The 13,105-nt window shown below is 58.0% G+C and carries 11 protein-coding genes and 5 pseudogenes; 8 read left to right on the top strand and 8 right to left on the bottom strand.

The features are described 5' to 3' along the window. Window positions 1-180 precede the first annotated feature (180 nt). Window positions 181-432 carry an antitoxin gene (locus FMA36_RS18050; RefSeq protein WP_061276282.1) on the top strand — a complete coding sequence of 84 codons (252 nt, stop codon included), beginning with the start codon at window positions 181-183 and terminating at the stop codon, window positions 430-432. Next, a pseudogene (locus FMA36_RS19625) lies at window positions 429-756 on the top strand (type II toxin-antitoxin system RelE/ParE family toxin). The gene FMA36_RS18050 and the pseudogene FMA36_RS19625 overlap by 4 nt, the downstream one beginning before the upstream one ends. A 107-nt stretch (window positions 757-863) precedes the next feature. On the opposite strand, the gene FMA36_RS18040 reads toward FMA36_RS19625, so the two are convergent. The 5 genes and pseudogenes from FMA36_RS18040 to FMA36_RS18020 all read right to left on the bottom strand — a co-directional run bounded on the left by FMA36_RS18040 (window position 864) and on the right by FMA36_RS18020 (window position 4,913). Next, window positions 864-1,943 (bottom strand): IS5 family transposase, encoded by a 1,080-nt coding sequence (locus tag FMA36_RS18040; RefSeq protein WP_010516652.1) that lies wholly within the window; start codon window positions 1,941-1,943, stop codon window positions 864-866. 196 nt (window positions 1,944-2,139) lie between these two features. Further along, entirely contained in the window at window positions 2,140-2,811 is a 672-nt protein-coding gene (locus FMA36_RS18035; RefSeq protein WP_061276280.1) for an NAD(P)H-binding protein, read from the bottom strand. After that, window positions 2,808-3,101: pseudogene (locus FMA36_RS18030) on the bottom strand (aldehyde dehydrogenase family protein); the annotation flags it as partial. The pseudogene FMA36_RS18030 and the gene FMA36_RS18035, both read right to left, overlap by 4 nt. 53 nt (window positions 3,102-3,154) lie before the next feature. Continuing rightward, a complete protein-coding gene (locus tag FMA36_RS18025) occupies window positions 3,155-4,369 on the bottom strand; it encodes an IS256 family transposase (RefSeq protein ID WP_159264356.1) in 1,215 nt (404 codons plus the stop codon). Window positions 4,370-4,460: 91 nt separating this feature from the next. Continuing rightward, complete coding sequence (locus tag FMA36_RS18020; protein WP_159264354.1) at window positions 4,461-4,913, bottom strand: Lrp/AsnC family transcriptional regulator; 453 nt, start codon at window positions 4,911-4,913, stop codon at window positions 4,461-4,463. 197 nt (window positions 4,914-5,110) lie between these two features. On the opposite strand from FMA36_RS18020, the gene FMA36_RS18015 reads away from it, so the two are divergent. Further along, the gene (locus FMA36_RS18015) at window positions 5,111-5,740 is read left to right on the top strand and encodes a LysE family translocator (protein ID WP_159264352.1); all 630 of its coding nucleotides are present in this window, start codon (window positions 5,111-5,113) and stop codon (window positions 5,738-5,740) included. Window positions 5,741-5,799: 59 nt separating this feature from the next. Here FMA36_RS18015 and FMA36_RS18010 read toward each other — a convergent pair whose 3' ends face one another. Beyond that, window positions 5,800-6,687 (bottom strand): LysR family transcriptional regulator, encoded by an 888-nt coding sequence (locus FMA36_RS18010; RefSeq protein ID WP_159264350.1) that lies wholly within the window; start codon window positions 6,685-6,687, stop codon window positions 5,800-5,802. A 99-nt stretch (window positions 6,688-6,786) separates the two neighbouring features. On the opposite strand from FMA36_RS18010, the gene FMA36_RS18005 reads away from it, so the two are divergent. Further along, window positions 6,787-7,728, top strand: a complete 942-nt coding sequence (locus tag FMA36_RS18005; protein ID WP_159264348.1) for an AEC family transporter — start codon at window positions 6,787-6,789, stop codon at window positions 7,726-7,728. A 6-nt stretch (window positions 7,729-7,734) separates the two neighbouring features. Here the strand turns inward: FMA36_RS18005 and FMA36_RS18000 are convergent, their stop codons facing one another. Beyond that, window positions 7,735-8,637 (bottom strand): LysR family transcriptional regulator, encoded by a 903-nt coding sequence (locus tag FMA36_RS18000; RefSeq protein ID WP_159264346.1) that lies wholly within the window; start codon window positions 8,635-8,637, stop codon window positions 7,735-7,737. Window positions 8,638-8,738: 101 nt separating this feature from the next. On the opposite strand from FMA36_RS18000, the gene FMA36_RS17995 reads away from it, so the two are divergent. After that, the gene (locus FMA36_RS17995; RefSeq protein WP_159264345.1) at window positions 8,739-9,500 is read left to right on the top strand and encodes an SDR family NAD(P)-dependent oxidoreductase; all 762 of its coding nucleotides are present in this window, start codon (window positions 8,739-8,741) and stop codon (window positions 9,498-9,500) included. A 134-nt stretch (window positions 9,501-9,634) separates the two neighbouring features. Continuing rightward, the gene (locus tag FMA36_RS17990) at window positions 9,635-10,486 is read left to right on the top strand and encodes an alpha/beta hydrolase (protein WP_159264343.1); all 852 of its coding nucleotides are present in this window, start codon (window positions 9,635-9,637) and stop codon (window positions 10,484-10,486) included. Window positions 10,487-10,753: 267 nt separating this feature from the next. Here FMA36_RS17990 and FMA36_RS17985 read toward each other — a convergent pair. Continuing rightward, window positions 10,754-11,115: pseudogene (locus FMA36_RS17985) on the bottom strand (winged helix-turn-helix transcriptional regulator). A 115-nt stretch (window positions 11,116-11,230) separates the two neighbouring features. On the opposite strand from FMA36_RS17985, the pseudogene FMA36_RS17980 reads away from it, so the two are divergent. Together FMA36_RS17980 and FMA36_RS17975 are read left to right on the top strand one after the other, a co-directional pair. Next, window positions 11,231-12,354, top strand: a pseudogene (locus FMA36_RS17980) (alkene reductase). A 16-nt stretch (window positions 12,355-12,370) separates the two neighbouring features. Beyond that, a pseudogene (locus tag FMA36_RS17975) lies at window positions 12,371-13,104 on the top strand (aldehyde dehydrogenase family protein); the annotation flags it as partial. Window position 13,105: the final 1 nt, after the last annotated feature.

Here is a 13,105-nt window from a genome sequence, read left to right as displayed (position 1 = left end):
GAAACGCCGAACAATTTCATGTAGAGTAAGCGCTAACTGAAATCGAGACGGCAAAAATCCACTTTTCCGTTCACATCTCAGTATCCTTAATGTCTCGAATGAAGGCGGCAGCCGCCTTTTCCTCGCATCTCGCCCACATATGTGCTAATGTTGGTTTGTGCTTCATGGGAGAGATATATCATGAGCCGACTGATCATTGATATGACGGATCAGCAGCACCAGAGCCTGAAAGCACTGGCGGCGCTACAGGACAAGACGATCAAACAGTATGCCCTTGAGCGCTTGCTCCCTGATAATCTTGATACTGACCATGCGTGGCAGGAACTTAAAAATCTTCTTAGAGCCCGCGTTCAGGAAGGTCTTGACGGCAAGGTAAGCTCAAAGAGCGTCAGTGCGATCCTTAGTGAGGAACTCAACGAGAAGCACGCTTGAAAAGTTACATCCTTACTGAAGCAGCGGAAGCTGATGTGCGTACAGTCATCCGTTACACAACAAAACAGTGGGGAGACGCTCAGGTTCGTCGATATGTCGCCGTTCTGGAGCAAGGCATTTATCAGTCTCGTCGAAGGTCATAGCGCTTTCAAGGATATGAGTACGCTGTGTCCTGGGTTGAGAATGGTGCAGGTCGACCATCACTACATTTTCTGTCTACCGCGTGAGGGTGCGCCAGCCTTGGTCGTGGCCATTCTACACGAGCGCATGGATCTTCTGACCCGCTTGGCAGGCAGGTGGAGGGATCGAAGAACCGTTGGTTGATGCGCCTGGCTCGTGATTTCAGGGTTTTGGCGATTTGATTTACGGTTTTTGGGGTAGCTTTTGATCTGCGTTTTGAGCAGATCGGGGACTGCCCTCCCGCTGGATGACTACGCGCTCGCGTTCAACCTTTCGAGGAAGAGGAAGCGGCGCATGTTGTAGACGATATTGGCCAGCCCGATCCTCATGGTGGCCCGGGTGATACCGACAGTTCGGATGAACAATCCCGTCTGTGATTTCTGGTCGGCAAAGACGTGCTCGACGCGTGATCGGATCACGGACTTTCCAGCATTCGATTTCTGGATATGTCGGGGCATAGGCTTGAGATGCGGCTTTTTTCTGTGAACCTTTGAGACAAAACCCTCTTTGTCCATGAAGTCCTCATTCGCTTTCGAGCGATAAGCTGTATCAGCCCAAACGCTTGAGGCCGTATTGGTTTTATCTAACAGCCCCTCTCTCAATCGCGCACCATCACTGGCGGCGGCATCCGTCGTCTTCCATTTTCGGATGAACCGAAACTTCCGGTCGATGGAGATGTGGGATTTGTAGCCAAAGAACGGGATGGCGAGATCGCTCGACGGTATGGTTCCATCGTCCTGCCGCTTCGCCTTCGTGAACTTAAGTGTCCATCGTGCATGACGATCCTTGTGCGACATCTTTGCGGGCTTGTCCTGCCAGTCTTCTGGAATACGTCCCGCCCGGAGATCCGCTTTCTCCCCTTTGGTATTGCGCTGCTTTGGCGCTGCCACCAGCGTGGCATCCAGGATCTGGCCGGACATCGGCAGATACCCAGCGTTACGCAGGGTGGCGTCAAAGCGCTCGAACAGCTTCTGGATGGCGCCTGCCTCGGTCAGACGCTCGCGAAACAGCCAGACCGTTTTGGCATCGGGCACCCGGTCCGACAGTCCCAGACCGAGGAAACGCATGAAGGACAGGCGGTCGTTGATCAGATATTCCGTTCGCTCGTCGGAGAGATTGTTCAGCGTCTGGATGACCAGGATCTTGAACATCAGCACCGGATCGAACGGGGGACGGCCGCCTTTGCTCCTGTCTGAATAGGCCAGAGCCTTCTCCAGATCAGGGCGGAACGCCTCAAAATCCACAGTCCGGGAAAATGCCTCCAACTGATCGCCAAGCCCGCTTAACCGGGCAAGCCGCTCGTCAACATCAAAGAAACCCGGCTGCTTCATGAGCCATCCCCCCAATCATCACACAAGGTATGGAATCACAGCCACCAATTCAGAGCCAAGGGGTTTTTCGAACCCTCCAGGTTATGATCTGACGTCTGCTTTCGGGAACGCAGATTGCCGAGCCCTACGTCCGGGAAGAGGCAAGTGCTGCCTGCCTGCTTAATTCCTGATCCCAGTGGTTCCGAACCGGATCATCTTATGAGTTGGGAGTTTGACCGGCGATCCGATGCAGGTCCGCATTGTCATATGTCCGGCATCCATCTGCCACCTGCCCCACAAGCCCGGCAATCGCCTTCGCGACAGTTTTCGCGTCAATCGCGCCATATCCAGCAAGCCTGCCGATCATGAACGGTGCCAGCGCCGCCGCCAGCCGCTGACCGATCGCCTCCATCGGTCGTGCCTCTGCACGGTGACCCAGCAACATGCCGGGACGCAGGATGTCCACGCGGCTGAAACCGAGCGCCCTGATGTCGCGCTCGATCTCGCCTTTGGTCCTGAGGTAAAAACCGGGACCGCCCGCCCCCACGGAAGAAACGAGAATGAATTGACGTGCGCCAAGCGCATGTGCCGCTGTAGCAAAAGCGAGGACATAGTCATGATCTACGCGGAACATGGCCGTCTGCGATCCAGCGGCACGAATTGTGGTGCCCAGGCAGGAAATCGCCACGTCAGCGCCAGTTGGGGCGACGGTCCGTAACGTCACCTCGGGCGCCGCGTACAGGCGTTCGAAATCAATGACATGATCGGAGCAAGATGATTTCCGACGCGTCAGGCTGGTGACGACGGTATCAGGCCACTTGGTAAGGTCCGCATCGACAGAACGCCCGATGAGACCGGTGCCTCCGATGAGCAGAACGCGCGTCGTCATCGCAGGATCAGATTGGTGATGACGTCGATTAGTTTGCCGAATGGCGGCTGAAGCAGTGTTGCCGCATTGAAACGCCCCTGTCTGTACACCCCACGGGCATGTGTAAGTGCCATGAAGCCTTCCTTTCCATGATACGCGCCGATCCCACTGTCCCCCACACCGCCAAACGGCAGATCGTCCTGCACATAATGCATCAATGTACCATTGATCGTCACGTTTCCTGAAATCGTGTTCTTCAACACCCTGTCGCGTTCAACGCGGCTGTCGCCAAAATAATACAGGGCCAGAGGCGGGAGTGTCCTGAAGTCTGTGTATCTGGCCTGGCCCATGGGTTTTCAGATACTCAAGCGGCGAAGCGCTCGCCGAACATTATGGCGAACTGGTTGCGGGCTGCAAACCATTCCCGAACATTCCGCCCGTCTTTCTCGAAGCTGCGGATCGCCAGGTAGATCAGCTTCGTTGCGGCATCGTCGGTCGGGAACGAACCGCGCGTCTTGATCGATTTGCGGATGACCCGGTTCAGGCTCTCGATGGCGTTCGTAGTGTATATGATCTTGCGGATCGCCGGATCGAAGGCAAAAAACGGGATCACTTCTGGCCATGCCCGGCGCCATGCCGGGGCGATCGACGCGTATTTCCCGGCCCATTTCCCCTCGAACGCATCAAGTTCGGCGGCCGCCATGTCAGCGGTGGCGGCCCCGTAGATCCGGCGCAGGTCGGCAGCCACGGCCTTACGGTCCTTCCATGAGCAGAAGTTCAGGCTGTGGCGCACCAGGTGAACAATACAGGTCTGAACCATCGCCTCGGGAAAGGCGGCGGTGATGGCCTCGGGAAAGCCTTTCAGCCCGTCCACGACCGCGATCAGGATGTCCTGGATGCCCCGGTTCTTCAACTCGTTCATGACCGAAAGCCAGAATTTGGCGCCTTCATTCTCGGCGATCCAGAGCCCCAGAACCTCGCGCACTCCCTCGCGGGTGACACCGAGAGCAACGTAAACCGCCTTGTTTTTAACGGTCCGGCTGTCAGCATCGCGGATCTTTACCCGAAGGGCATCGAAGATCACGATGGGATACATCCGATCCAGCGCCCGGCCCTGCCACTCCCGGACCTCGTCCAGCACGGCATCGGTGACGCGGCTGATCAGGTCGGGAGAGACCTTCAGGCCATAAAGATCAAGCAGATGGGTCTGGATGTCCCGGACCGTCAGACCGGCGGCATAGAGACCGATGATCCTGTCGTCGATCCCGTCGATCCGGGTCTGGCCCTTCTTTATAAGCTCCGGCTCAAAGCTGCTGTCGCGGTCGCGCGGCACCGTCACCGGAAAGGCGCCGTCCTGGCCTTTCAGCACCTTGGTCGTGGAGCCATTCCGCCGGTTCGACTGGCCCGGCGGGGCAGCCTTGCCTTCCTCATAGCCCAGATGCGCGCTCAACTCTGCACCCAGCATACGCTCCATGAGCCGAATTTTCAGCTCCTTCAGCAACCCGCTGTCTCCGAGCAGGTCTTCAGGACGCTTCACGCCCGTCAGCAATTCGTCCAGGAGTTCCTTCGAGATGGTCATTCATACTTCCTTTCGGTGAAGTATGGACCAGATCAATTATACACAGAAGATCGGACACTCTCATCATCTCCAGCATGATGGGTGAGATATCTTATGCAAAGCTTGCGTTCTTGACCTTCAGGAGAGGGATGTCGGTCTTCATACTCCGCACGCCTTTGATCCGTGCAAGGTGTTCACTCTGAAAACGTCTCAGTCCTGGAAGGTCTTCTGCAACAACGCGCAACAGGAAATCACAATCTCCCGCAAGGACATGCGCTTCCGTCACCTGCAGAAGCTTCCCAATTTCCTCGACGAAATGCTCGGACTGTCTCTCGTCTTCTCCCGTCAGCCATATCCTGACAAAAGCCGTCACACCAAACCCAGCTTTCGCGGGATCAACGACGGCGACATACCCCTCGATGACGCCACTTTCTTCCAGCAGCCGCACGCGGCGCAGGCATGGCGATGGAGAAAGCCCGACGCGCCTGGCAAGCTCATTGTTGGGGCAGCGTCCATCTTCCTGAAGAACACGAAGAATACGCCGATCGATCGCATCCAGTTTCATTGGCATCTTATATCAGGAATGAGTGCACTAGCGCAATTGAATGCCAGATATTGATGGTTCAATTGGCATAAACGCAACCCCATGCCCGCTGGTCCGCGCTATCCTGCCATCTCTCCCATCCGATCCGGAGCGTAACCGGAGACCATGAAAACACCTTGGTATCCCTGTGGGTTTTCTTGTAAAGCGACGCATTTTCGATGAATTTGCATACACTTCTTGCCTTCTGGACGATCTCCATCCTCCTTGCCGCAACTCCTGGTGCTGACTGGGCGTATGTCATTTCTGCCGGAATACGTGATCATGCCGCAGTCGTTCCCGCTGTGTTCGGTCTGTTCCTGGGATATATCGCCATTACCGGAACAGTCGCGGGCGGTATCGGTGCGCTTGTCGCCAGCATGCCGCTTGCGATCACCATTCTGACATTTGCAGGCGCGGCCTATCTCATAAAACTGGGCATTTCCCTGCTGCGTCATCCTCCCTTGCCAAAAGAGGGACATGAACGGGAAACTGGTGCGCGACGCTGGATTACCAAAGGGTTCGCCATCAGTGGCCTGAACCCAAAGGCTCTTCTGTTTTTTCTCACCCTTCTGCCCCAGTTTACAAATCCAGGTTCATCATGGCCGATTTTTTTAAAGATCGGGATCTTGGGCATCATTCATACAATAAACTGCGTATCCATCTATCTGATGGTCGGATCTGGCGCGCGGACAATATTAAGCAGCCGCCCCAGAGCATCCATCGTGACCGGCTACATATCCGGAGTGATCATGATTATGCTTGGTCTGGGTCTGGCATCGGAAGACATCATAAAATTACTTCATTCATGACGATGGAATATGGAGAGCGAAGATATTGGAAACTGGTTTCCTGCATAGATTTCGTGGATTTAGAGTAAAGCCCGTTGTATCGATTTACCGATTTCCATAAATGTCGAGACTGCGGGGTTTTTTGTAGTGATCGGCGCGCGAAGGACAACGTCAAGTTGAGGCGCATCTGTCAAAGCCCGTGATATCAGCCCTGCCCCCAGTTCGGTACACAGCGATGCGGGGATGAGGGCTACGCCCAACCCTTTTGCAACAAGCTGAATGATCGTGTGCTGCAACCGCGGTTCAAGCACGACATGCGGGACAATTCCCCTGGCCGAAAAATAGCTGTTGATCGCGGATCGCAGAGCCGGCGCCGTCGCGGCAGGTGCCGCGATGATCTTCTCCTCGCGGAGTCCCTCAGGACCAATCTGCCCGGTCGTGGCAAGGGGATGGTCCTTTTGCATGATGATGCGTAACCGTTCCCTGGCCAGCAGCACGGTCTGCAGGTGTGGCGCATATCCGCAGTCAAATGTTACGGCGGCATCCAGTGTTCCAGCCACCAGCATCTCATCGATTTCTGTCGGCGTGCGTTCATCAAGCACAAGGCGGACGTCCGGCCTCGCCTCTGCATAAAGCTGCACGAGTTGCGGCACGACACTGTGGGCGGCATGCATCATGAATCCAAACCGCATCTCGCCTTTCATGCCGCTGGCGACCAGCCTGACATCACGACAGGCGTCCTCAAACTGCCCCAGCACGTTTCGGCAGTCTTTCATGAAGTGTTCCCCGGCCGGGGTCAGCGCCACGTTGCGCGAGTTTCGTTCAAACAGCTTCACGCCCAACGTGCGCTCGATCATCGCAATCTGGCGGCTGAACGGCGGCTGGCTCATGTTCATCCGCTCGGCGGCCCGACCGAAATGAAGCGTCTCCGCCAGAGCCATGAAATACCGCATATGCCGCGTGTCCATCTGATACCCTGACAGCATTAATCGTGAACCATATGAGCATTGGATTATATCAATAGCGTCCGGTAGCGTCACGCTTTTGCTGACCGCCCGAGATCCCTGATGCTGAACAATCTGCTGATCGTCCTGCCTATCTTTGCCCTCATCCTCACCGGATGGATCGCACGCAAATCGGGTGCGCTGGGTCCCAATGCCACGCGCGAGGTCAATCGGCTCGTAGTCTATCTTGCGTTGCCCGCGGTGCTATTCGACATCGTGGCGAATGCAAAAATGACCGATCTGTGGGAGCCGGGATTCATTGCGGCGTTCACGCTCGGCTGTTTTATCGTGTTTGCCGGGACGCTGTGGTGGCGGGTGTCGACGGGACATCATCTTGCCGATGCCGCCATTGACGGACTGAACGCGAGCTATGCCAATACAGGGTTCGTCGGTTTCCCGCTTGTCCTGTCTCTTGTCGGCGTTACCGGCATGGCGCCGACGCTCATCGCCACGATCGTAACGGTCTGTGTGCTGTTTGTCATAGCGATTGTTCTGATCGAGGCCGGACTGCAGACCGAAGCACGACCGCGCGACATCGTTGCGAAAACGCTCTTTTCGCTGGTGAAAAATCCTTTGCTGGTGGCGCCAGCACTTGGTGGCCTTGTCATGGTATCCGGTGGCCACCTGCCGGAACCGGTTCATGCCTTCCTGAAGCTTCTCGGCGGGGCTGCATCCCCCTGCGCCCTGATCGCCCTCGGTCTGTTCCTTGCCGGAAATTCGGCCGGTGCTGCGTCTGCACGCCCGTCGACTGCTGCCATTCTTGTCGGCCTGAAGCTGATCGCCCAGCCTCTGGTTACATGGATCATCGCAGCGCCCGTGCTGCATTTGCCGCCAGCAATGACACATATTGCCGTGCTTCTTGCCGCACTCCCGACAGGAACCGGCTCGTTCATGCTGGCGGAATTCTATGACCGGGAAGCTGCCCTTACCGGACGTGTCGTCCTCGCCTCCACCGTGTTCTCGATTGCAACAATCTCGCTCTATCTCGCCTTTGCACCCGCATAGGGACGCTTACGCGCATTGTCGATGAAGTCGCGGGCCAATAATTTCCACCAACCAATCCACGAACACCCGTACACGCGGGGAAAGCTGCCTGTTGCTCGGATAAAGCACAGAAACCGGCGTTGGCGTGGGTGGGAAATCAGGGAAGACTTCAATCAGTGTGCCATTTGCAAGGTCATCCTCAAAGCCATAGCGCGGAACCTGCACAAGGCCAAAGCCAAGCCTGGCCGCTTCGGCATAGGTATCAACGCCGCCGACCAGCAGGCGTGCGGGAAGCGAGACCTCGATCACTTCATCTCCGCGCGTAAACTCCAGTGGCAGGGGCTGGCCGGTGCGTGAGGATACGAAGCCGATCATCTGATGCCCCTGCAGATCGTCGGGGGAGGCAGGCGTTCCGTGCCGCGCCAGATAGTTCGGGCTGGCGACCGTCACCTCTTCCATCACGCCCAGCGGCCGGGCGATCATGTCGCTATCCGGCAGGGTTCCGGTCCGGACCACGCAATCCACCCCTTCGCGCACCAGATCGACAAACCGTTCGCCCTCGCCAAGATGAACGGTTAGCGCCGGATGGCGCGCAAGGAAGGCCGGCAGCGCTGGCAGCAGGATCATGCGCGCCAGACGGCCAATGACGTCAGCGCGCAACAGACCGGCTACAGCCCCACTCGCACCACGATCGGCATCTTCAAGGTCCGCCAGGATCGCCACACACCGGCGATAATAGGCGGCGCCTTCCTCGGTAGGCCTGACGTGGCGGGTGGAGCGTTGCAGCAGTCGGGTGCCGAGCCTTTGCTCCAGCGCCTTGATCGCAGCGGTCGCAACCGGGCGGGAGACGCCGCAATCGGCTGCCGCGGCGCTGAAGCTGCTGCGGTCAACAATGCGGACGAAGAGGTCGAGTGTGGCAAGCCTGTCCATGGGATTATTCCATGCCGCAAAACAATGCTGACCGAAAGTGCTGTCTTATCGAACGGCCGATGGTGTGACCAAGATTGGTCCCTCACCAGTTGGAGATTCCTATGCCTGCAACAAACACCATTGCCATCGTCACCGGCGGAAGCCGTGGACTGGGCCGCGCCACCGTTGAGGCCCTCGCCCGACGCGGCGTCTCGTCCATCTTCACCTACCACACCAACAGATCCGCAGCCGATGAGGTGGTTGAGAATGTCCGGCGCAGCGGCGCCCGCGCGGTGGCCCTGCAACTTGACACCGGTGACACGCACGCCTTTCCTGCCTTTGCCGACGAAGTCCGGCGGGTGCTGGGCGAATGGGGAGCAGAGCGTTTCAATTATCTGGTCAACATGGCCGGCACGTCCCATGAGGGGCTGTTTGGCGAAGTGACGGAAGAGGATTTCGACGCCGCCTACCGCGTTCACGCCAAAGGGCCGTTCTTCCTGACGCAGACCCTGCTGCCGCTGATTGCGGATGGTGGCCGGATCGTGAACATCTCATCGGGCCTGACACGCTTCGCCTATCCCGGCAGGGTTGCCTACGCGGCCATGAAGGGTGCGGTGGAAGTCATGACGCACTACATGGCCAAGGAACTCGGCCCACGCCGCATTGCCGTCAATACGGTAGCGCCGGGTGCCATCCAGACGGATTTCTCGGGGGGCATGGTGCGGGACAATCCGGACATTGCCCGTCATATCGCGGAGATCACCGCACTTGGGCGTCCCGGACTTCCCGATGATATCGGCCCGATGATCGCCTCGCTCCTGTCCGAGGATAATCGCTGGGTCAACGCGCAGCGGATCGAAGTCTCCGGCGGTCAGGCCATCTGAAGGCTGGCCATTCCACAAATGGAACGCCACAGTGATATACGAAGCGCCTCGGAGACCACGTCTGGTCTTCGGGCGATGAGCGATAGTGGGCCCGGACACAGGATGAGATGATCATAACCAGTCTCCATAGGCCCATGTCAAAATACCTGCACTGCACGATGATCGTGGTGACTGCCTGCGCGCTCCTGCCAATAGTGGCTTATGCCAGCGACCACATTGCCCCGGGGATCACTGCCAATATCGTAGATCCGGGTATCAATGAACGTGTCATGAATATCCCTCTCAATGCTGGCGGGTCTATCAGGGCCGTCTTCGGTTCTCCGGCCCGGCCACAGGCAACGATCATCATGTTCCCGGGCGGCATAGGTGACATCGGCCTCGGGCAGGACGGGCGCATCCGGCATGGTGACAACTTCGTCGTGCGAACGCGCAAGGCATGGAACAAGCGCGGCTATGCGGTTCTCATTCCGGACACAGTTGGTCACCGCAATCTTCGAGGGCAGCGTAGTTCCGCGCGTTATGCCCAACTTATCGAGGATATCATCGCTTTCGTGCATAGACAGGACTCAGGGCCTGTTTTTCTACTTGGTACAAGCCAGGGCGCCATTGCAGCCGTCAATGGCGCGGCCCATGCCGCTTCAGGGGATATTGCCGGTGTCGTGCTGACTGAATCGGTATCCGTTATGGGCGTCAGCGGGGAAACCGTTTTCAGCGCCCATCCAGAGAAGGTGCAGGCGCCTGTTCTCGTTGTCGCCAATCGCGATGACCGATGCAATGTTGCCCCGCCACAGGACGCAAAGCGAATTGGCGCAGCCATGACAGGCAGTCGTGAAGTCACCGTGTTAATGGTGGCAGGCGGTACAACCCGGTCTGAAAAGAACTGTGGTTCGCTTACGCCACACGGCTATTTTGGCATTGAGGCAGAGGTCATTACCCGCATTAGTGCTTGGCTGGAGGCCACGATCAGGACTGCTTCCTTGAAATAGAACAGCGCTTTTTCCGGAATATGGAATAGCGCGTCCCCCACCATCAGGCATTTCTTATGGCGGCAATCAGCCAAGTCGCGACCGAATGAACCGGCAATGTCCAGTCTCTGTCTGCTCACGTCCTGAAGGCGATCAATACTTCGGCGATGAATAATCATCAAATATCGTATTTCCCGGAATCTCGGGCTGTCTGATGATGGATTATTCCATCGCGAGGAAAATGAAGCCAGCCGTCTCCTTGATTTCTGCAAATATTCGCAGCCAATCTCAATCAGCAGCTTTGTTCCGCTGGACAGAATGCGCATAGCGATCTCCCCACGTTTTGAGCGCCTGAATGACCGGCTTCAGCGTCTTTCCCAGATCGGTCAGGGCGTATTCCACATGCGGGGGCACCTCGGGGAAGACGGTGCGTGACACCAGCCCGTCCGCCTCGAGTTCGCGCAACTGATTGGTCAGCATCCGCTGTGTGACGTTGGGCAGGCGGCGGCGCAGTTCGCCGAACCGCAGCACCCCGTCCTCGAACAGGTGGTACAGAATCAGCGCCTTCCACTTACCCCAAACAGTTCGAGCGTAGCTTCCACCGTGCAGCCGGGACTGCAGGCCAGCGTGGTATGACGGATGCGGGGCATGGTATCATTCCTGACACTAGTGGCGGTTTATGTGCGTTCTTGCGCACGCCGCTGGCTGGGTCAATGTTTACATGCGGGCCGGACGGATGGCCTGCATTTGTAAACAGGGTTGATCATGTCTTCATCTTCTTTATTCGGGCCTATGCGGCTGGGCGACCTGTCGCTTGAAAACCGGATCTTCCTGCCACCGCTGACACGCTGCCGCAGCACCCAGCCCGGCGATATTCCCAACGCGCTGATGGCCGAGTATTACGCGCAGCGCACTCAGGCGGGTTTCCTGATTACCGAAGGCACGCAGATCGAACCCCGCGGACAGGGCTATGCCTGGACACCGGGCATCTACTCCCCTGAACAGGTCGCGGGCTGGAAACTGGTCACCGATGCGGTACACGCAAAGCGGCGACCCATCTTCGCACAGTTGTGGCATGTTGGCCGCGTGTCCCACCGGGCATTGCAGCCCGGTCATGAGGCACCGATCGCCCGTCCGCCGTGGCCGCAACGGGTGTCAACGTGTTCATCCCCACGGGGCCGGGCACGGGAAAGCTGGTGCCGCCCGACATGCCGCGCGCGCTGACCGTTCCTGAAATCCATGCAATGGTGGAGATGTATGCACAGGCAGCACGTAATGCGCTGTCTGCCGGGTTCGATGGAGTGGAAATCCACGCCGCCAATGGCTACCTGATCAACCAGTTCCTATCCGAACGGGCCAATTTCCGCACCGATGCCTATGGCGGTAGTCTGTCCAATCGCCTGCGCTTCCTGCGTGAAGTGGTCGAGGCCGTCTCCGCCGTGGTCACGCCTGACAGGCTGGGCGTGCGGTTTTCCCCGCTGTTCGGCACGACCGCGGAAGAGCGCGTGTATCTCGGCCTGCTGGAAGACAACCCGGCGGAGACCTACACGCAAGCCGTGCGCGTGCTGGCAGAGGCAGGCATCGCCTATGTCTCGCTGGCCGAGGCTGACTGGGACAATGCGCCCGAAATGCCGGATGCCTTCCGCGCCAGCGTGCGCGACATCTTTGGCGGCCGCATTCTGTGCGCAGGCCGGTACGACCTGCACAAGGCACAGCATGTGCTGGGTCATGGATGGACGGACGTGATCGGCTTTGGCCGGAAGTTCATCGCCAATCCGGATCTGCCTGCGCGGCTGGAACATAACTGGCCGCTCAATCTGCTGGACCCGGCGACGATGTATGGCGGCAGCGCACATGGCTACACCGACTATCCTTTCCACAATCAATAAACAGGGAAACGGACCAATGAGTTTTTACCAGACCCTCAACCCGACCACGGAAACCGTGGAACGCACGTTTGAACTGCATACCGCCGCACAGATGAAGGCGATTGTGGATCGCGCGGACCATGTGTGGAAGACCGACTGGAAAAAGCGCGACATCGCAGCCCGCAAGGTCATCATGTCAAAGGCCGCCGCCCTGCTGCGCCGCGACCGGGTGGCGCATGCGCGCCTGATCGCGACCGAAATGGGCAAGGCGCTGCCTGACGCGCTGGAAGAAATCGACATTACCGCCGATATCCTGTCCTTCTATGCCGATGGCGCGGCAGAATTCCTCGCCCCCACGCATCTGAAGGTCAAGGAAGGCCACGCAAAGATCATCAACCAGCCGCTTGGCCTGATCTACTGCATCGAGCCATGGAACTTCCCCTACTATCAGTTGGCTCGCGTAGCGGGCCGAACCTGATGGCGGGTAACGTGGTCATCGCCAAGCACGCGCCCAACGTGCCGCAATGCGCGCTGGCCTTTGAAAAGCTGTTCACGATGCAGGTGCGCCTGTCGGCGTCTATACCAACATCTTCCTCGACAATGACCAGTCCGCTGAACTGATCAAGGATGTCCGCATCCGTGGCGTCGCCCTGACGGGCAGCGAACGCGCGGGCCAGACGGTCGCGGCCGAAGCGGGTGCGGCGCTGAAGAGGACACGATGGAGCTTGGGCAGCAGACGCCTTCATCGTGCTGGATGATGCGGACCTTGAAC

It is taken from the genome of Komagataeibacter xylinus, from assembly GCF_009834365.1.
In the GTDB taxonomy this organism is placed as follows: domain Bacteria; phylum Pseudomonadota; class Alphaproteobacteria; order Acetobacterales; family Acetobacteraceae; genus Komagataeibacter; species Komagataeibacter xylinus_D.
This window is presented reverse-complemented; position numbering and strand designations above follow the sequence as displayed.

What these genes read in the sequence shown, in the direction of transcription:
- FMA36_RS18050 (WP_061276282.1), top strand. Translation starts at nt 181, where the DNA reads ATGAGCCGACTGATCATTGATATGACGGATCAGCAGCACCAGAGCCTG.
- FMA36_RS18040 (WP_010516652.1), bottom strand. Translation starts at nt 1,943, where the DNA reads ATGAAGCAGCCGGGTTTCTTTGATGTTGACGAGCGGCTTGCCCGGTTA.
- FMA36_RS18035 (WP_061276280.1), bottom strand. Translation starts at nt 2,811, where the DNA reads ATGACGACGCGCGTTCTGCTCATCGGAGGCACCGGTCTCATCGGGCGT.
- FMA36_RS18025 (WP_159264356.1), bottom strand. Translation starts at nt 4,369, where the DNA reads ATGACCATCTCGAAGGAACTCCTGGACGAATTGCTGACGGGCGTGAAG.
- FMA36_RS18020 (WP_159264354.1), bottom strand. Translation starts at nt 4,913, where the DNA reads ATGAAACTGGATGCGATCGATCGGCGTATTCTTCGTGTTCTTCAGGAA.
- FMA36_RS18015 (WP_159264352.1), top strand. Translation starts at nt 5,111, where the DNA reads ATGAATTTGCATACACTTCTTGCCTTCTGGACGATCTCCATCCTCCTT.
- FMA36_RS18010 (WP_159264350.1), bottom strand. Translation starts at nt 6,687, where the DNA reads ATGGACACGCGGCATATGCGGTATTTCATGGCTCTGGCGGAGACGCTT.
- FMA36_RS18005 (WP_159264348.1), top strand. Translation starts at nt 6,787, where the DNA reads ATGCTGAACAATCTGCTGATCGTCCTGCCTATCTTTGCCCTCATCCTC.
- FMA36_RS18000 (WP_159264346.1), bottom strand. Translation starts at nt 8,637, where the DNA reads ATGGACAGGCTTGCCACACTCGACCTCTTCGTCCGCATTGTTGACCGC.
- FMA36_RS17995 (WP_159264345.1), top strand. Translation starts at nt 8,739, where the DNA reads ATGCCTGCAACAAACACCATTGCCATCGTCACCGGCGGAAGCCGTGGA.
- FMA36_RS17990 (WP_159264343.1), top strand. Translation starts at nt 9,635, where the DNA reads ATGTCAAAATACCTGCACTGCACGATGATCGTGGTGACTGCCTGCGCG.